Annotated in this window: 14 protein-coding genes; 4 read left to right on the top strand and 10 right to left on the bottom strand. The window is 37.2% G+C overall.

Translation table 11 applies throughout. From position 1 onward, the window contains the following. Positions 1 to 7: 7 nt before the first annotated feature. The 9 genes from HND50_16745 to HND50_16705 form a co-directional block, all read right to left on the bottom strand. Positions 8 to 1,042 carry a PorV/PorQ family protein gene (locus tag HND50_16745; protein NOG46893.1) on the bottom strand — a complete coding sequence of 345 codons (1,035 nt, stop codon included), beginning with the start codon at positions 1,040 to 1,042 and terminating at the stop codon, positions 8 to 10. Positions 1,043 to 1,053: 11 nt separating this feature from the next. Further along, a complete protein-coding gene (locus HND50_16740; GenBank protein ID NOG46892.1) occupies positions 1,054 to 4,647 on the bottom strand; it encodes a hypothetical protein in 3,594 nt (1,197 codons plus the stop codon). A gap of 22 nt (positions 4,648 to 4,669) precedes the next feature. Then, positions 4,670 to 7,384 (bottom strand): TonB-dependent receptor, encoded by a 2,715-nt coding sequence (locus HND50_16735; protein NOG46891.1) that lies wholly within the window; start codon positions 7,382 to 7,384, stop codon positions 4,670 to 4,672. A 12-nt stretch (positions 7,385 to 7,396) separates the two neighbouring features. Further along, positions 7,397 to 9,052 (bottom strand): hypothetical protein, encoded by a 1,656-nt coding sequence (locus tag HND50_16730; protein ID NOG46890.1) that lies wholly within the window; start codon positions 9,050 to 9,052, stop codon positions 7,397 to 7,399. Further along, positions 9,049 to 10,890 carry an alpha-amylase gene (locus HND50_16725; protein ID NOG46889.1) on the bottom strand — a complete coding sequence of 614 codons (1,842 nt, stop codon included), beginning with the start codon at positions 10,888 to 10,890 and terminating at the stop codon, positions 9,049 to 9,051. The genes HND50_16730 and HND50_16725 overlap by 4 nt, the downstream gene beginning before the upstream one ends. 118 nt (positions 10,891 to 11,008) lie before the next feature. Beyond that, on the bottom strand, positions 11,009 to 11,167 hold the full coding sequence (locus HND50_16720) for a hypothetical protein (protein ID NOG46888.1): 159 nt from the start codon (positions 11,165 to 11,167) through the stop codon (positions 11,009 to 11,011). A gap of 14 nt (positions 11,168 to 11,181) precedes the next feature. Beyond that, positions 11,182 to 11,604, bottom strand: coding sequence for a hypothetical protein (locus HND50_16715; GenBank protein NOG46887.1), 423 nt, complete (start codon positions 11,602 to 11,604; stop codon positions 11,182 to 11,184). After that, the gene (locus HND50_16710) at positions 11,591 to 13,405 is read right to left on the bottom strand and encodes a carbamoyltransferase (protein ID NOG46886.1); all 1,815 of its coding nucleotides are present in this window, start codon (positions 13,403 to 13,405) and stop codon (positions 11,591 to 11,593) included. The genes HND50_16715 and HND50_16710 overlap by 14 nt, the downstream gene beginning before the upstream one ends. A 119-nt stretch (positions 13,406 to 13,524) precedes the next feature. After that, complete coding sequence (locus tag HND50_16705) at positions 13,525 to 14,262, bottom strand: queuosine precursor transporter (protein ID NOG46885.1); 738 nt, start codon at positions 14,260 to 14,262, stop codon at positions 13,525 to 13,527. 100 nt (positions 14,263 to 14,362) lie between these two features. On the opposite strand from HND50_16705, the gene bcp reads away from it, so the two are divergent. After that, on the top strand, positions 14,363 to 14,830 hold the full coding sequence (gene bcp, locus HND50_16700) for a thioredoxin-dependent thiol peroxidase (protein NOG46884.1): 468 nt from the start codon (positions 14,363 to 14,365) through the stop codon (positions 14,828 to 14,830). Positions 14,831 to 14,879: 49 nt separating this feature from the next. On the opposite strand, the gene HND50_16695 is transcribed toward bcp, so the two are convergent. Further along, complete coding sequence (locus tag HND50_16695) at positions 14,880 to 15,182, bottom strand: TfoX/Sxy family protein (protein ID NOG46883.1); 303 nt, start codon at positions 15,180 to 15,182, stop codon at positions 14,880 to 14,882. A 262-nt stretch (positions 15,183 to 15,444) separates the two neighbouring features. Here HND50_16695 and HND50_16690 point away from each other — a divergent pair, with 262 nt between their 5' ends. The 3 genes from HND50_16690 to HND50_16680 all read left to right on the top strand — a co-directional run bounded on the left by HND50_16690 (position 15,445) and on the right by HND50_16680 (position 18,373). Continuing rightward, positions 15,445 to 16,293, top strand: a complete 849-nt coding sequence (locus HND50_16690; protein NOG46882.1) for a prolyl oligopeptidase family serine peptidase — start codon at positions 15,445 to 15,447, stop codon at positions 16,291 to 16,293. 34 nt (positions 16,294 to 16,327) lie between these two features. After that, complete coding sequence (locus HND50_16685) at positions 16,328 to 17,173, top strand: MBL fold metallo-hydrolase (protein ID NOG46881.1); 846 nt, start codon at positions 16,328 to 16,330, stop codon at positions 17,171 to 17,173. 162 nt (positions 17,174 to 17,335) lie between these two features. Continuing rightward, positions 17,336 to 18,373 carry a phytase gene (locus HND50_16680; GenBank protein NOG46880.1) on the top strand — a complete coding sequence of 346 codons (1,038 nt, stop codon included), beginning with the start codon at positions 17,336 to 17,338 and terminating at the stop codon, positions 18,371 to 18,373. Positions 18,374 to 18,480: the final 107 nt, after the last annotated feature.

Below are 18,480 nucleotides of genomic sequence, written 5' to 3'. Positions count from 1 at the left end.
TTTCTTGTTAAAACAAAAGCATTAATGAAAATCGGTTTACATTGTTTAAATGAACAAATTCCTGAAAAGCATAATCAATTCTTAAGTTAAAATAATTTTCCAGATTTGTATTAAAACCAGCACCCAAAGTTAGGCCTTTTTCCCTGTTTTTTAATAACATTTCGTTAAATCCGCCACGAACAACGAACATATTATTAAACATGGATAGTTCAGCACCTGTATTTACACTTTGGTCATTATCGCTTGGATTTATTCCATCTATAGAAATTATCAATTTGTTCTCATCAAAAGTGAAAGCTTCATAAGAGAGGCCCACTTGCATCATCAAGGGTAAATCAAATTCATCCGTTTTTAATTGCGCAACAATACTTTCATTATTGCCCCTTATGGTTCCATCTATATCTACCGGCACATTCAGGTCTTCACCCGTAATGTTCATTTTTGTTCCAAAATTGGAAATATTAAACCCAAGCTTTAATCCTTCCAGAGGAGTATCATAAAGGGTACCTATATCAACTGCAATTCCTGTGGCAGATGAATTATAAATTCGTTCATTTATGAATTTGAACGTTGCCCCAATCGAAAAGCGGTCAGTTAAATATACACCATAGGAAAAGCCAACGGAAATAAATTGTGCATCAAATACTTCCCCCGTCCCCATTGGATGGTCAAGAGTCGTTATATCCATTTCTTCTGTAGAAAGCGAAGTAATACTCAATCCAATGGTTCCAAAGTTTTCAACAGGCAAAGTAAGTCCAATAAAATTATGTTGTAGTCCCGGTAACCAGGGAGAATGATCCACCATTAATGCAAAATTTTCAATGCGGGCAATTCCACCAGGGTTCCAAAATAATGCACTTGGATCATCAGCCATAGCCACAAATGCGCCTCCAAGAGCTGTTGCCCTTGCGCTAACAGGTATTTTTAAAAATGGCGCTGCAGAAGTACCAACTTTAGAAACTTCCTGGGCTGAAACTGAGCCGATCAGCAGAAAAAATATAAAGGAAAATAGTCCTGCTTTTAATAAATTAATAATCTTCATAGTCTTCCCGTTTATTTTATGATTGCAAATGTACCACTTTTTTGGCCTACTCCGGGTGCATCGATATGATACAAATATATTCCGTACGCAATTTCCAGGTTATCTCTGCTTAGCATATCCCATATTGCTGTTCCATTATTTACACCGCTGTCAGATCCATTAATAAATCCGTTTATTTCATCGCTGTTGGCTGCTTCACCATCAAAATTAATTTTGTCTACTAACTCGCCATTTACAGTAAAAATACGAATTGTACATTTTTTTGGAAGGTTAATAAAATGTATTTCACGAGGGCCCCGGCCACTTGTGTATGGATTAATTTGTTCCCAGGACTCTGTCACAATATACGGATTTGGGACAACACGAATATCCTTCAAGTCAGATTTAGCTATACTGTTTGAGCTGGCTTCTCCTTTAGTAGTAAACCTGAAAACATCTTTGGATTGAAACGGTTTTGTAACCGACAAAGTTAATGTGTCACCCGCTTGAGGATTGCGTCCACCAATTGGTAAGGTGTTTAATATTAGTGACCAGGTATAAATTAGGTTCCCATTCGGCCCTTTCTCCAGAAAATATATCAAATCTGTGAGATTAGCATTTGTAGTATCAATAGTAAATCGGCCGTCATCACCATTTAATTCAAAAAATGTAAATTCAACCGGCGTATCATTATCGGAGGAATTTATTATTTTAAAATTAACTTCCTCAGAGGGCAGGGGAATTCCTGCAATTGACGTGTCTTTTGAAGTACCAATCCCAACCTCGCCAAAAATTAATTTATAATCATTAGGAAAGCTGGCCCCTCTTAAATTCAAAAATACAACCGGTGCAAACTGGTATTCAAAAATATTCGCATCCGACCAAACTGAATTTTCCTCATCCAGCTTTATATCACTTACAGGCAAATTAAACAACGATAATCTTATACCATCCGCAACCGGTAATTCTTCGCCATCCAATTTAGTACTTTTTTCGATTAACATTGAATCCATTGTTACATTTTTAAGACTGAAATTCTTAGTTGTTACAAGAGTAACGCTTCCAAGATTTTTTACTGTGTCTTCAAATGTAATTTCATACGTATGGCCTTCCTTTACGCTTCGCGGATCGACAACTTCAAACTCTATGTCAGCCGTTGTAAAACCGGAAACATGCTCAAGGCTGGCAATGGAAGCAGGTATATGTCCGGCAACCGCTGCCCTTGGCCTTACAATTGCAATATTCGTACCTGATGTAATGTTTCCTTCAGGATCTACATCAATTCTAATAGCAGATTCTGACGGAGGAATATTTCCTGTAAGATATCCAAAGTCATACGATGTTACTGCATAAAAATATCTTTGGCCGTTTGTTAAATTTGAATCTATAAAACTGTGCTTCAATCCTGTATCATCACCCAGGTAGTATTGAACACCGGAGATAGGAACGGGATGATACCCTTCCAGTCCATCTGCTTTATCAAACTGAGCTATTGGCTTAAGAAGCAGTGGTGTTCCTTTTCCATCCGTAATAACTTTGGGATCAAGAAAAGCCGCATCCGTAGAGCGGTAAATACGATATCCCTCAAAATCTTCTGCATCACCACCTTGACGTTTAATAAATCCATCGATTGATGATTCTGCGATATCATCCCAGTATAGAGTTACTTTACCATCACCCGGGACAGCAGTTACAGTAACCTGAAGCGGTGCTTTTGCAAACTGATAATCTGATTCATAAGCAACCCGCGCTTGTTCTTCTTTGGCAACGGCTTCTTCAATATCGGCACCCAAAGATGGACCACCACCTGCCATTGCAACAGAAATTGCCATGCGTTGTCTTTCACCAGGTTCAATCGGAAAATGCCCCGATGTCATCCATAAATCAAATTCACCGGCCTGGCGTGGAACATCAAATGTTCCCGGTGACATAAATTTTCGCCACAACTGCCGATCGTCATTCCAGTTCCCCACAGAGCCTGCTGCAAATTGAACAGCTCCTGAAAGACCTAATAGATCAGTTTCACTAACGTCTGTTTTATCGATGTTTGGCTCTCCGGGAAAGTCGGTTCCCGATCCTGTGGTGGGCAAGCCATCACCCTCACCCGTATCGGCAAAAAGATCCAGATCCTCATTACTGTCCCGGCCATCTAAACCAACATCATCCTGAATGGCATCCCAATCGCCATCATTATCAAACCCGTCATCACGGGATTCATCAATCATGGGCGCCACATTTTCATAACTGAACTCGGCATTTTTACCGGCAACGATAAAACCCCTTTTAACCGTATCGCCAATTTCAAATTGTAAATAATCAATATACCTGACTGGTACTTCTGTTCCGGTAAATTGGTTATACCGTTCAAGATGCAAGCTTTGTGTTTCATCAATCACACCATCAAGATCGCCGTCACGCAAATCAATTAAGGTATCTTCAAGAAGTGTCGTTCCGCCTGGAGGTAAATCATAATAGAAACCTAAACTTTTTACTGTTCCTCCACCTGCTGGGTATTCAATAATATGTCTTTCAAAAGTGAGTGAATCAATTAGAACAATTTTATCACCGGGGCCAATTGTTCTTGGATCAAAATCTTCTTCCGTAAACAGCGGGGCCCGTTCTTCAAAATTTTCAATTCCTGCTAAAATACCTAAATTCTGATCCAGGTCTGCATCGCCGTCATTATCAATGCCATCAACCTGGTTGCCTGGAGTTTCCAACAATTTTATCGCGCCCAAACCAACAAAATCCTCACCCCAGGGCTCCACTTCTCTACGATCGCCATCCGTATAAAAAGTGATGTCAGTTTGAATATCCAGGAAAGGAAGATCATCCTGCGAGTTATTTCCAATAAGGTCAGCCATCCAGAATGTAAAAGTAGTTTTACCAACGCGTTTGGTACCATCGTTTAAAATATCGAAAATAAAAAACTGTACATCATTAATAAGAACTTGTGTCCAGGCCATTGCCCTTACATCAAAAAGAAATCCTAAACCACCACGGGTAATATCTGTGCTATCGGGAGTATAGTCATCTGAATAATGATAGGGGTCATCGCTGGCTTTGTAATACATTTCCAGATCGGCATTAAATATGTTTTTACCAAAAAAACCATTCCATGAACCAATCCAACCTGGATCATTTGAGTCTTCGCGCTTATCAGCCCAGCCTCCCTGCGCATTTGTTGGCCATGTAATTTTTTCATCACTTCGCGCAACAGATCCGGCATCGGGGTTTAGGAAACCTTCAACAGGCTCATTTGTCCAACTAACATTGCCCGAAACATCTGTACGGCCTGTTGGTACAGGGCATATGTAAATAACTTCACCATTTTCATCAACAACCTCGCCACCCATCCACAGCTGAATAAAATAGATATATTGGCGACCTGTGTTTTTTGGCCATTCAAATCGAAACTCATCAGGTGTACCGGCATCTGCGCCTTTTACACCATAATTGTGGACCGTAGTCCGAACATTATTTCCATCCAGATTAGATTTTCTGCGATATAAACTGTTTCCTCTAAAATCTGAAGGAACGTGGTTTGCAACCTGAGCCATTACATCGGTCCCCAGGAAGATCAAAATCAGGACAAAGGTTAGTTTTGAGAAGAAAGTATTTTTCATAAAAAAATCATCCTTTTAACCATTAATAAATACTTGTTTTCAAACCCACTACAATCCTGCGGGGCTGAGAGTAAAAATCCGGTCTTACATACCAGGTAGGATCTGTTCCTACAGGAGCAATTCTCTCACGTAACGTAAAATTCTCTTCGCCTGTATCGGCGAAAACATTTACCGGACTGTTTGAATCTAAAAGGTTATAAACCTTTGCATAAACCTGAAAATTGAAATCATCAAATTTAAAATCATAATAGGTATTTAAATCCATTGTAAACTGTATTGGTTTTTCTCTGCTGTTATCAGGCAAACCCGATGTAATAATCAAGGCGCCTCTTGTTCCTTCAACAGCTTCCGGAGTATAGGGCTGACCGGTATTAAACCTGGAAATTAAATCTGCTCCCCACTTTTCTCCACCAACAAAAATATTCCAATTTAAAGTATGTCGCTGATCCCAGTTAAGGGGTGTAAGAATTTTTGTTGGCTCTGCACCACCTTGTTGTGAAAAGAATTCCTGGGTTGGGTCTGAGTTTGTTCCCTCAGCAATCTGAAAAGTATAATCCAGGTTAAATGCATAATTATTGGCAAATCGTTTTGTCAAGGCCAGCGTTATACCCCGCACATTTGCAAAATCGCGATTAATGTAGGTTACATAATTTTTCCCGCTGATAACCGTTTTAAACTGTTGTGAAGTAGAAACCCAATCACGAATATCACGGTAAAAACCTGTTACATCAATTGAAAAGTTTTCTGAAAATTGTTGTTGTAACCCAACTTCATACATTGTTGTCCGTTGCGGCTCAAGATCGGGATTACCAAATGGTCCAAAAGTACCGCTACCGGGCCCAAGCCGGATTTGATCGCTAATATATAATTGAGAGTATTCTGGAATTTGCTGAAAAATCCCGTAGGAAAAATGTAATACACCTTCATCCGTAATTGGATAAGCAACTCCCAGGCGTGGACTTAAAAGAGTTTTTACCTTTGTGTCTTTATACCAAAATTCTTTACGCTCATCCAATGTGTATTCATTTGAAGGATCTATTTCAGCTAAATCTATTGTGCTGTTTCCGTTTGTGTCTTTGTATTTGTGGTTTAAATCAAGTGGCTCCACAATGTAGGGATCCGCAGGATCGGCAGGTAGTTTTCCTTTTGGATCAAAATAATCATATCTCAAACCAACATTTACAATCAGGCTTTCAAATTCAATTTTATCCTGAATAAATCCTGCAATTTTTAATGGTTTTCTGGTAAAATCTTCTCTTACATTTAGTGCCGGATTCAGAAAACTTGTATCTCCATCAGCCCTAAAAATATTTCCTTCAAAATAAGAGACTCTGTCAAAACTAACTTCGATACCTGTTTTTACCTGGTGTTGCTTATTTACCTGGCTGGTTAATTCCCATTTAAGAATGTTGCTTTGGCTATCCCGTTTAAAACGTCCGGCATCATTTCCTGCAATCGCAAAGCGGTTGGCGCCTGGAGAAATTGCCAAATCAGGGTCAACATAACGGTCGTCATTAAAAGTTTCATAAAGGTTTGATTTTAATTCATAAAATTTATGGGCAAATGTAACTTCCTGATATGTAGTTGGAGAAATTGTATGGGTCAGTTTACTGATGATGCTAAATCCCTGATCTTTGTTTCCCCGGTATCCTGTTGGATTAAATTTGTAATAGTGATTATAGCCAATTCTTTCCTCAATATGAGAAAAGAAATCCACTTTTAGCTTCAATGCATTTATAATATTCCAATCCAGTGTTGTCTGTATGCTTGTCCGTTCTGATGAGTTCATTGAAACGGCACTGCTATCTGATCTCTCACCGGTTGGAAGATAAACTTTCGGGCCATAAATATAACCATCTGTAAAATATCGACGGGCTGTTACAAAAAACCCAAGTTTATCTTGAATTATTGGCCCGCTAACAGACCCCTGCAAATTGTGATTTGCAAATGGATCAATATCATCAATATTCCAGAATGTCTTCTTTCGGCTGCTAATGTAATCTCCAGACCAAATATCCAAATTTGCTCTCAAATCACTAGTACCCGATTTTGTAACGATATTTACAATACCACTCATGGCATTACCATATTCAGCGTTAAACGTTCCGCTTATCACCTGCAATTCCTGAATAGATTCATTTTCAACCTGAAAAGATTGGTTTCTGGAAAAATCATCGGTTATGGTAATTCCATTAACCATAAAAGAAACTTCACTCGAACGGCCACCTCGGATATGGATCGCACCACCGGCATCTTTTACAACACCGGCTTGCAGACTAAGTAAATCGCCAATATCCTGTACAGCCATGCGGTCAATTTCTTCAGATTGTACGCGTGCTTCTGTAGAAGTTAAATCTTTTCTAATAATCGGTGCTTCTGCAATGACAACTATTTCTTCACCTTCAAAACTCTCTGCTTCCATTTTAAAATCAAGAGTGGTTGTTAAGTCAGTCAATACTTCAACATCTTGATAGGTTACTTTTTTATAACCAAGATATTCGGCTATGACATTATATTTTCCTGGAGGGACTTTTAGAATTATATATGTACCATCTAAATCTGTAGCAGCTCCAAGTGGAGTGTTTTCAAAATAAATATTTGCCCCAATCAATGGTTCGCCATTATCAGCATCAGTAACATACCCAACTATTTTTCCATATGTCTGAGCAACTACCTGAGAGGAGAAAAGTATTGAAAATAAGCCAAAATACAGAAATTGAATTATCCGTTTTTTCATATAAAACCTTTCTTAATTATAGCTGATATTCCTTAACTTATCGGGATAAGATGAAATCTTAACTTGAGATTTTATTTCTTTTAGTTTTTTTTGTACTGCTGAATTAAAAGTCTCATTTTTTAACGTTTCTGAAATTCTAAGTTTAACATCCGCGAAAGACATGAGAGACGATTTTTTCTTTTCTACACATTGAAGAAAAATAAAACTCTTATCTTTAACAAAAGGCCCGCGCCATTCATTTGGTTTAAGGGAAAATATTTGTTTTGCAAAATTGCCAAGCTGAATTACAGGTACGAATCCTGTTTCACCTGCATTAACGGCTGTCTTGCTTATAGAGTACGCCTTTGCTAAATCTTGAAAGCTTTTCCCTCTCTTCAACTCAGTAAGTATATGATCCGCTTCATGTTTTTCAAGCACAACAATTTCCCTCAAATTAATCATATTAGGAGAAATGAACTCCTCACTATGATCAGTATAATAGCTTTGTAGCGAATCATCCGGGATATGAATATTGTTTTTTATAGCAGATTTAACTCTGTAAATTAAAAAAGTGTTAAACTCCCAATCTACTGAGTTTTTAAAATCTACTCCTTCATCAAAACCCTTTTGCTTAGCAGATTGTAGTATGTGCTTCCTCGTTACTAAGCCATAGATAAAATCTTGAAAGTTTTCCTTGTTTTGAATCCAGCCTCTTTGTGATTTGGAGCTAAACTGCACTAAACTTAGAAATTCCTTTACAGTAATTGGCCCTGACTTCGTGTTTGCAAGAATCTCTTTTGAAAGATTTGGGTTTTCTAATAAAACAAAATATTCTTCCAATGACTGGTTTTCAAGTGTCTTTTTTTTAAATTTTTCAAAAAGCATATTAAAAACAGATTGATTTATTTCGATTTGCAAACTCTTAGCAAGTGAATCTGCAAATTCCTTTGCGGCTCTTTTATTTTCTCGTTTTAATAATTCTTTTGCAATTTTTGATCTTGCTTTTAAATATTCAGTTTCGGTTGTCAAAGGATTTACAATTCTGTCGTCTAAATAAATTACACTGTAACCATTGTTGGTTTTAACGGGTTTTGAAATTTCACCGACCTTTAAACTGTATGCTGCATCGGCAAATGAAAGCTCCATATCGAAATAAGAAAAGTAACCTAAATCGCCGCCACGTTTTTTTAAGAATGGATCACTAAAAATCTTTTCCGACAACACATTAAATGAAACGCCCTGCTGTAATAAATTATATAATGAATCCGCTTCTCTTTTTGTGGCTGCATAAAGATGACGGGCTTTTAATTTTGTTTCTGATTGTATAAACGCTTTTTTAATTTTATTTTCGCTGATATTCACTTTACTAAGTATCTCTTTTTTCGTAAAAGTATCCAACAGGTTTTGAATTGTAAGTCGTTCTAATTCTTTTTGGCCCTGCTCATCTGTATCGAAATTATTTCTCTTTGCTTCAATTAGCATCAGTTTTTCATTTACTATTTGCTGCAAAACTCCTTTTCGTACCTGTCCATTGTCTGGAACATTCATCCTTTTTTGTGTGTCTTTTAAACGGGTCAGAAACTCTTTCTTACCAACAACAAAATTATCTATCTCAGCAAGTACAACTTTTTCGTTTTTACAGGAAAACAGAATTGATAGAATTAATAATATTAAAAACGATTTGCTCAATTTTTTTCCCGTTTTAAAATTCTCGCTCTCTTTGCTTCAATTGGTACGCTCAAATACTTCCCTTCCGTGGAATAAATATCACCCTCTACCAAGTCTTTCCAACTGCTTTTTTGGATTGGATAAACCATTTTTGTGCTATTTGATGCATTGTTTATAAAAACCAGGATTTGCTCGTCTTCTAGCTCCCGCGCATAAATAAGCTGGTCTGTCGGGTTATCCGAATATACAAAGCGAAAGCTGCCACTACGCAAAGTTGGTTCACTGTTTCTAATATCAATGATTGTTTTATAAAAATCAAAAAGCGAGGAATCAAATTCTACAGTATCAATCGGACGCGGGGTTTGGCTCAAATTGGCTTTTTCAGGTTCATAATTAAACTCTGGCCAAACCATAGGTTTTCTCTCGCTGGGATCATCCGCACCCCACATACCTGCTTCAGAGCCATAGTAAACCATCGGTGGTCCCGGCATTGTCATCTGAACCGTAACAATTAATTTCAATATTTCCAGTTCCTGCGCATTGGGTTTGCGTACATCATAGGTTGGATTATCATGCAGATTTACCATCTTATCAAAAAATATGTCCGGATTGACGATGTGAGATGAGAGCCTGTCTGTATCATGGCTGTCCATCAAGTTTAACAATTGATAGCGTGTCTCAGGATGATAACTCTGGTCAAGATCATATAATCTATCTGCAAACTTACCGGCTGTGATTTTCTTTTCTTTATTTATAAAAAACTCTGCCATGGCAACAGACCATCGGTAATTCATTACGCCATCAAACTGATCGCCATTTAACCAGGGTTTCGGATCCATAAACTTATAGTTATTCCAGTCTTCCCAGAAAATTTCACCTGTAATATAGGCATCGGGATTAATAGCTTTCACCTGTTTACGGAATTCTTTCCAATAATTATGGTGTACCATTTCTGCTACATCAAGACGCCACCCATCTATTCCATCATCCGGGTTGCCATCACCATTTGGATCCATCCAACGTTTTAATACGGAATGAATATGATCACTTACAGGTTTGATTAATCCATTTTCATCTTCATTTAGTTCAGGTAATTCACGGACTCCAACCCAGCCGGCATAATCAAACTCATCTTGCTCGGTTTTAGGGTCATCCCACGATTTAATTATATACCAATCCTTAAATTTTGATTGTGGCCCATTTTTTTTAACATCCTTAAAAGCCCAAAAATTAATCCCGGTGTGGTTAAAAACACCATCCAAAACTATGCGGATATTTTTTTGATGTGCTTTTTTGATTAGTTCTAAAAAAAGTTTGTCCGCAGAAGTCCATTGCCAATCTTGAGGGTTTTCAGGATTTTCCTTTTCCATAATTGCAAAATCGCTTTGCGGATCTGGACCAAAGTATGCATCTACATGATGATAACTGGCTGCGTCATATTTGTGAAGTGAAGGGGAATGAAAAATGGGATTCAAATAAATTGTATTGATTCCAAGGTGGGATAGATAATCAAGCTTGTTTATAATTCCTTGTATGTCACCGCCATACCGCCGACGCTGAACATTGTGATGGAATCCTTTACCATTATCTTCTTCCCATGGCTGAAGATGATACCAATCTGAAGTCCAGGGGCTTACCTGCCATGCACTCTCATTATCATGTGGCCAGGACCCTCTAATACTTTCCATTGTTGGATCATTTTCCGGATCACCATTATTAAATCGATCGGGGAAAATTTGGTAAAACACTGCTTTTTTTACCCACTGAGGATGGATGGGTGCAACCTTTTCTTTACAGCCAAACCAAAAAATAAAAATCAAAAATAAATAAGTGATTTTTCTTAATAAAGTAATTTGCATAAGAATCTCAAGATTCATTTTAAAAGCATGTAGTAACACTAAATATAGTTACTAAAAATCAACTGTCAAAAAAAATTTTGAGATCACTCAAAAAAAAAGTGTAAAATCCTGTAATTTTTTAGAAAATGGTATAAATAAATGGAGCTAAAGCACTACCGCCTGTAAGAACGATTATAAGACCTAACAAAAGTAAAATTGCAACTATTGGCCATAACCACCATTTTTTATTCTCTTTTAAAAATGAAAAATATTCACTTATTATTTTAAACTTTGACACTTATTAACTCCCGATTAAGACATTTTTGTATAATCAATTTTGGGATTAACCCGTTTTTTCCAATATGAATTTTCGTTCCTTCCAAAACCAGTTTCAATAAATTTTTTTCCAAAAATTCTGGTAATAAGGCCAATTGGGGTTACAACAAAAAAATAGATCAGACTTAACAAAAATCTTGAAACAAACCAACCCATAATAAAGGCAAGTTTCATCCATATTTTATGAGTCTTTTTTACAAAAAGAGGTTTAAATAATCCGATAAAAAATACCACAAAAAACACAAAAAAGAACCCAATCCAGAATCCATGTGGCTCAAAATAGAAATATATCAATCCTGCGCTTGAGATTAAAAACATTAATAAACTGAATTGTTTTAGTTTTTTTGGAGACTGATCAAGGTTGTTAACCTCTTCATTTACATCGCTAATCAAGCTCATATTGATCCTTCCAGTTTTCATCGTCTTCCAAAGCAGGTTGGTTTTCTTTTAGTAGAACTTGATTTCCTAAAACCAACATGTCCATTTCTGTACGCATAAAACAGGTATATGCCTGTTGAGGTGATTCAACAATGGGTTCACCACGAACATTGAAAGAGGTATTAACAATTACCGGGCAACCCGTTTTCTTAAAAAAGCATGAAATTAATTCATGATATCTCGAATTGGTTTTTTTACTAACAGTTTGAATCCTTGCTGAATAGTCGACATGAGTTACCGCAGGGATTTCCGAGCGGGGAATATTTAGCTTTTCAATGCCAAACAACTTTTCCTGTTCATCCGTCATTTTAATCAGCTTGTCTTTTTTAACATCCGCCACCAAAAGCATATATGGGCTTGGCCGGTCAATCTCAAACCAGTTTTGAACCTCTTCCTCTAAAACTGATGGCGCAAAAGGTCTAAAACTCTCACGATATTTTATTTTAACATTCATTCTTTTTTGCATTTCAGAAGACCGAGCATCGCCAATAATTGTACGGTTGCCAAGAGCACGCGGGCCAAATTCCATTCTATCCTGAAACCAGCCGATTACCTTTCCACTGATTATTTGATCACTAACAAAGTCAAACAACTCTTCGTCTGATAATTTCTTAGATACAGCTTGCTGACTGTTTAAAAATTCATTGATTTCATTATTAGAATAGGCCGGGCCAAAATATGATCCTTTCTGTAGCCCGGATGAATTCTTTTTAATAGGATTCCCCAAATGTTGATGATGAATAACCAGCGCAGAACCCAATGCACCGCCGGCATCTCCCGCTGCAGGTTGAATCCAGATATCTTCAAAAATCTTTTCACGGAGAAGTTTACCGTTTGCTACGCAATTTAATGCAACACCACCAGCCAGGCATAAATATTTTTCACCGGTTTCTTTTTTTACATTGCGTGCCATTCGCACCATAATTTCCTCAGTAACTTCCTGTACTGATCGTGCCAAATCCATCTCTCGCTGCGTTAAATCGCTTTCCGGTTTACGTGGCGGCCCATCAAAAAGATGATCCAGTTTTTTACTTGTCATCCTTAAGCCAGCCGGATATTTAAAAAAGTCCATATTCATCCGGAAAGAACCATCGTCTTTTAAATCGATCAAATTATCATAAATTGACTGAACGTATTTTGGCTCACCGTACGGCGCCAAACCCATCACTTTATATTCTCCGGAGTTTACCTTAAAACCTGTAAAATATGTAAATGCCGAATAAAGCAATCCGAGAGAATGTGGAAAATCGAGTTCAGAAAGTATCTCAATTTTATTTCCAGTCCCAAAACCAAAAGATGAAGTCGCCCACTCACCAACGCCATCAACCGTTAAAAATGCAGCCTGCTTAAATGGAGATGGGTAAAAAGCTGAAGCGGCATGAGATTCATGATGCTCAGGAAAAAGAATTTCGCCATCATAATTCAGCTCTTTTTTTATTAGATCCGGGATCCACAGCTTTTGTTTTAGCCACAGCGGCATTGCTTTTACAAATGAAGAAAGGCCTAAGGGCGCATACTGGAGATAGGTTTCTAACAGGCGGTTAAATTTTATAAAAGGTTTATCATAAAAGGCTATATGATCAACCTGATCAATATTAATATTTGCTTCTTTTAAACAATATTGAACCGCCATTTTTGGAAAACGGTAATCGTGTTTTATCCTTGAAAAACGTTCTTCCTGGGCAGCGGCGATTATTTCACCATCTTCCAGTAAGGCGGCAGCTGAATCGTGGTAATATGCAGAAATACCCAAAATTTTCATAAATACAAATCTCTTTTCAAAATCAATTAATTAAATATGAGATTGTAAAATACATTTATTTTTATTGTATTGCTGAAAATTTTATTCGCTTCTTTTGTAAAAAAGAGATGACTTTAAATTTAAGAAGTCTTGGCGGCTGTTTCCATCAGTTCATCGGAAAGCTCTTTTCCCAGGTAGCGGTTTATCATTCCATGGCCAAGATAAATTAATGGAGTTATCAGGATGGCGATTAGAACTTTGTAACTATAGTTTGTAATTGCAAAGCCTAAAAATTGTGATAAAGATATTTTTCCTGGCAGATAAAATGCAATTCCCAAAATAATAATACTATCAATAAGCTGGGATACAATTGTTGAACCTGTTGCACGCGCCCATAACATTTTCCCACCTGTTTTTCTACGGAAAATATGAAAAACAATTACATCAACTATCTGACTGACTAAAAAGGCGATTATTGAGCCGACAATTATCCACATTGACTGGCTTAAAACCTGACTGTATGATTCATCGGAAACAGGGGAAATTCCTTTTGCGGCATCAGGGATCATGGTTACAAAAATTATTACAAAGACATACAAGATTAGGATAACGGCAATGTTTGTAATTTGCCGAACACCGCGTTTTCCAAAATATTCATTAATCAAATCAGTAGATAAAAAAACAATTGGCCATGGGAAAACACCAACGCTGAGAATAAAGGGACCAACCTGTGTTTCAAAGAAGCCAAAATTTAATAAGAAGTTAAAAGAGGGATCACCAAGTACAATTAATTTACCACCAATAATTTCTGCAATGATTGCATTGGCCACAAAAAAGGTTGCCAGAAACAGGAAGAGTTTTTCTTTTTTTGATTTCATTTGATCAAGTATTAATTTTTGCAAATCAAACTAATTTTTCTTTTGGAATAATCCAATTTAAAAATTCTTTAAAAGGAATAACCCCAACAGAAGGAGTAATATGCTCGAAGCAGGAACCAAAGCCCCTGATTTTAATTTACCCGACCAAGACGGGAATGAGCAATCTTTATCTGAACGAAAAGGCAAATGGATTGTCTTATATTTTTACCCAAAAGATATGACTCCTGGCTGCACAACTGAAGCTTGCAATTTTCAGGAAACACTACCCGATTTTGAAAACCTGAATACCGAAATTATTGGGATCAGCAAAGACTCCGTTGTAAGGCACCGAAAATTTGCTGATAAATATTCTCTGGGATTTACACTTGTAAGCGATGAAGACGGCAAGGTCTGTGAAGCATTTGGAACATGGCAGCTAAAGAAAAACTATGGCAAAGAATATATGGGTATTGTTCGTTCAACTTTTATAATAAACCCGGAAGGGATAATTGCTAAAGTTTATCCAAATGTAAGAGTGAAAGAACACCACCTACGGGTTCAGGAAGATTTAAAAGAATTACAAGCGTAACGAATCAACCTTGAAAGTTAAAAGGAAACCTTCAAGGTTATTCAACTTTCTATTTCTTTTTATTGCGCAAGGCTGCCTCAAAGCCGAGTTGAGCCCAACGAACCATTTCATCACTGTTATCTAAAGCTTCTGCTGGTGCGCGATTGTAGGACATGGCCATAGGTTTTTTGCCTTTTGTATAAACAAATGGTTCCAAATCCAGCCGTTCAAATTCAAAGCGGTTAAAGTCGTCCACTTTTAAATACAGAGTATCCTCTGCAACAAGGCCAAACATTATGCCGTCCTTGTAAATCCCATATCCGCCAAACATAGATTTTGAAGAAACTCCCCCAAAAGGCTCCATCAATTCCATTAAATAACTTACAAACTCGTTTTTTTTCGCCACTTTTATCTCCTTAAAAAAAAATTTAAAAAGTAAATGATCTTTATTTTATTCCGAAAAAAAATACAAAATTGAAATCGTAATAAAAATTAAATAGATTTTAACAATGTTTAATGTGTTTATCAAATGATCAGAATAGGCCTCTTAGCAAATCCGCGCAAAAAAACTTCAAAAAAATGCAAACTATAAAATCAACTGAAATACCATTTTTAATTCATATCGGTAAAGGAAAATGATTCGCAAAACTTTTCATGTCCAAAACAATTCTAATGAACCTATAAATATTGATCTTCGCCACCGTGAAGACGCCCATGAAGCGCCTGCTGTCATTTTAGTACATGGATTTAAAGGCTTCAAAAATTGGGGGTTCTTCCCTGATTTGGCAGACCGTTTAACCATGGCAGGTTATGTTACAATAACCCCAAACTTCTCACGCAATGGCATAGGTTACGATTTTAATACTTTTGAAAAGCTGGACGAGTTTGCTGAAAACACGCATACACATGAGTTGGAAGATTTACAGAAGGTGATTGACAATATTAAGGAAGAAAAAATTGGAAAACGCGTTATCGATACAGAACGCCTGGCTTTGTTTGGACACAGCCGTGGTGGCGGTACAGCTATACTAAAAGCAGCCGAGCTGGGTGATGATATCAAGTGCCTGGTAACCTGGGCTTCGCTTGCCACATTTTTCCGCTATTCAAATGATCAAATAAAGCAATGGAAAAAAGACGGCTTTATTGAGATTGAGAATTCCCGGACAAAACAAATGATGCGCATAAATAAAAACTATTGGGACGACTTAAATAAAAACAAAAAGCGTTTTGATATTTTGAAAGCTGCAGAAGAATTGGAAAACCCATCATTATTTATTCACGGACAAAACGACGAAACTGTATCTTATGAGGATAGTGAGCAACTTCATGAAAAATGCTCTGCTTATGTAAAAAGAATTGAGCTGATTGAAAACAGCGGGCATACTTTCGGCATTCCCCATCCCATACAAAAACCAACTGATGAATATTTAACCGCTGTTGAACTTACAGAACACTGGTTTGATAATTATTTAAATGTTTTATAGGCCTACCTTTTAAATTTTAGGAAAATATATCAAAATGAAAATTGCAGATTATGAAATCTCAGTTCTTGAAACAGGCTTTGTGAGTCTTGACGGTGGTGCTATGTTTGGGGTTGTTCCAAAACCGCTTTGGAGCAAAAGCAATCCGGCAGATGATTTAAACAGAATTATTTTAGCGATGCGACTTTTGTTGATAAAATCTGCAGACCGGCTAATGATTGTTGATACGGGTGTAGGCAAAAAGATGAGTGAAAAACTTGCCCAGATTTATAATGTCGATCATAAAAAGTATGATTTAGAAAGCAGCCTAAAACAAAAAAATCTCGCCCCAGAAGATATAACGGATGTAATTGTAACACACATGCATTTTGACCATATCGGCGGAGCAACTTACTTCGATCAAAGTAACAATCTGCAACTTACATTTCCAAATGCCACTCATCATGTCCAGAAGAAACACTGGGAATGGGCAATGAACCCATCTGAAAAAGATGGTGCCAGTTTCATGAAGGAAAACTATGTCCCAATTCAGGACCATGGAAAACTAAACTTAATAGATGGTCCGGGAGAGCTTTATCCCGGAATTGAAATGATTGTGCTAAATGGCCACACGCCTGCAATGCAAGCACCAAAAATAAGCGATGGGCTAAATACACTTTTTTATTGTGCTGATCTTTTACCGACCGCAACACACATTCCACTTCCTTACATTATGGGTTACGATGTAGAACCACTGAAAACGCTTGCCGAAAAAAAGGAACTTTTACCTAAAGCGGTCGAAGAAAACTGGACATTTTTATTTGAGCATGATCCTTATAATTTAGCGGGCAAAGTGGAATTGGGAAACAAGGGTTTCAGATTAGCGCAAAAAGTCGATCTATAAATTGATCAAAAATGTAAAGAATCTTTACCATCATTCAATCCAGCATCTCATTTTCCCTTTAGCAGATCCTCTTAATAGCCATGTTTTCTAATCATTGCACTTTGGTATCGTTTTTGCTATAATCACCCCGAAAAGTTTAATTTGCAATAAGTGAGAAACAGGATGTTACTTAAGAATAATAGGATTTATAAATCAGTTTTAACTTTCCTGGCTTTTAATCTGGCAACACTATTAAATGCCCAAACTGTTCCAAACAGCCAAATATTTGCTGACGATCAAGCCGCAGATCAGGATGATATGTGTATTTGGATTCATCCTGACCCATCAAAAAGCACAGTAGTTACATCCGATAAAAGTGCCAGAAAACTTTTTGTTTATGATTTGGACGGTAGTACAGTTCAGATAATTAACTATTCTGAAAAACCCAGAAACATTGATGTTAGATATAATTTCTCGCTTTCCGGCGAGAATGTTGATATTGTGGGTGTTGGCCTTGGTGACCAAAAAATATATTTTTACACAGTCGACAAAGCAACCCGGAAGCTAATCCCCGCCGGAAGTTTTGATAGTGACATGAGTAGCCTCTATGGGTTTTGCTTGTATCACAATATGACAAATAATAAATATTATGCGTTTGCTTCTACCAATAGCGGAAGCGGAACAATAAAACAATGGGAATTAATTGACAATGGTGACGGGACTGTCGGTGGAATTCATAAACGTACCTGGGAAAATGGTAGCGGTGGATTAACTGAAGGATTGGTTGCCGATGACGAAACAAAAAAATTCTATGCCGGCAGTGAAGATGATGCAATTTATAAATACGATGCAGATCCTGTTTCAGAAAATCCAACCGGAGAAAAAATTGTTACTGTGGGAGAAAATGGTTTAGAAGCAGACATTGAAGGCATAGCACTTTATTTTGCTGCAGATGGCGAAGGGTATTTAATAGTATCAAGCCAGGGGAATAGTACATTTAAGGTTTATGACCGTAAACCACCACATAATTTTGTAAAAACTTTTGAAGTTAATTCAGTAAGTGGAACTGATGGCCTTGATGTAACCAACGTAAATATGGGCAGCCTGTATCCAAAAGGTCTGCTTGTTGTACATGATGGAAAACGTGCTTATGGTGCAAAATATGAAGATATCGGGTTATCTGTTGATACGGATTACTGGAAGCGAGACACTACAAAATGACGAACCAATTTTGTAGTCAGAAATTTTGCCCTTAGGGAGTATATCCCAAAGGGCAATTTTTATTTTACCCTTATCGGCCTTCTTCTCAATGTTTACTTCAATATTTT

The sequence above is a fragment of the Calditrichota bacterium genome (assembly GCA_013112635.1).
Classification (GTDB): domain Bacteria; phylum Calditrichota; class Calditrichia; order Calditrichales; family J004; genus JABFGF01.
The sequence above is the reverse complement of the archived record's forward strand: the minus strand, read 5'-3'. Positions and strand labels throughout refer to the sequence as shown.

Coding starts and splice junctions, on each gene's coding strand:
- HND50_16735 (NOG46891.1), bottom strand. CDS start 7,384: ATGAAAAAACGGATAATTCAATTTCTGTATTTTGGCTTATTTTCAATA.
- HND50_16695 (NOG46883.1), bottom strand. CDS start 15,182: ATGGAATTGATGGAGCCTTTTGGGGGAGTTTCTTCAAAATCTATGTTT.
- HND50_16745 (NOG46893.1), bottom strand. CDS start 1,042: ATGAAGATTATTAATTTATTAAAAGCAGGACTATTTTCCTTTATATTT.
- bcp (NOG46884.1), top strand. CDS start 14,363: ATGCTCGAAGCAGGAACCAAAGCCCCTGATTTTAATTTACCCGACCAA.
- HND50_16710 (NOG46886.1), bottom strand. CDS start 13,405: ATGAAAATTTTGGGTATTTCTGCATATTACCACGATTCAGCTGCCGCC.
- HND50_16685 (NOG46881.1), top strand. CDS start 16,328: ATGAAAATTGCAGATTATGAAATCTCAGTTCTTGAAACAGGCTTTGTG.
- HND50_16690 (NOG46882.1), top strand. CDS start 15,445: ATGATTCGCAAAACTTTTCATGTCCAAAACAATTCTAATGAACCTATA.
- HND50_16725 (NOG46889.1), bottom strand. CDS start 10,890: ATGCAAATTACTTTATTAAGAAAAATCACTTATTTATTTTTGATTTTT.
- HND50_16740 (NOG46892.1), bottom strand. CDS start 4,647: ATGAAAAATACTTTCTTCTCAAAACTAACCTTTGTCCTGATTTTGATC.
- HND50_16715 (NOG46887.1), bottom strand. CDS start 11,604: ATGAGCTTGATTAGCGATGTAAATGAAGAGGTTAACAACCTTGATCAG.
- HND50_16705 (NOG46885.1), bottom strand. CDS start 14,262: ATGAAATCAAAAAAAGAAAAACTCTTCCTGTTTCTGGCAACCTTTTTT.
- HND50_16680 (NOG46880.1), top strand. CDS start 17,336: ATGTTACTTAAGAATAATAGGATTTATAAATCAGTTTTAACTTTCCTG.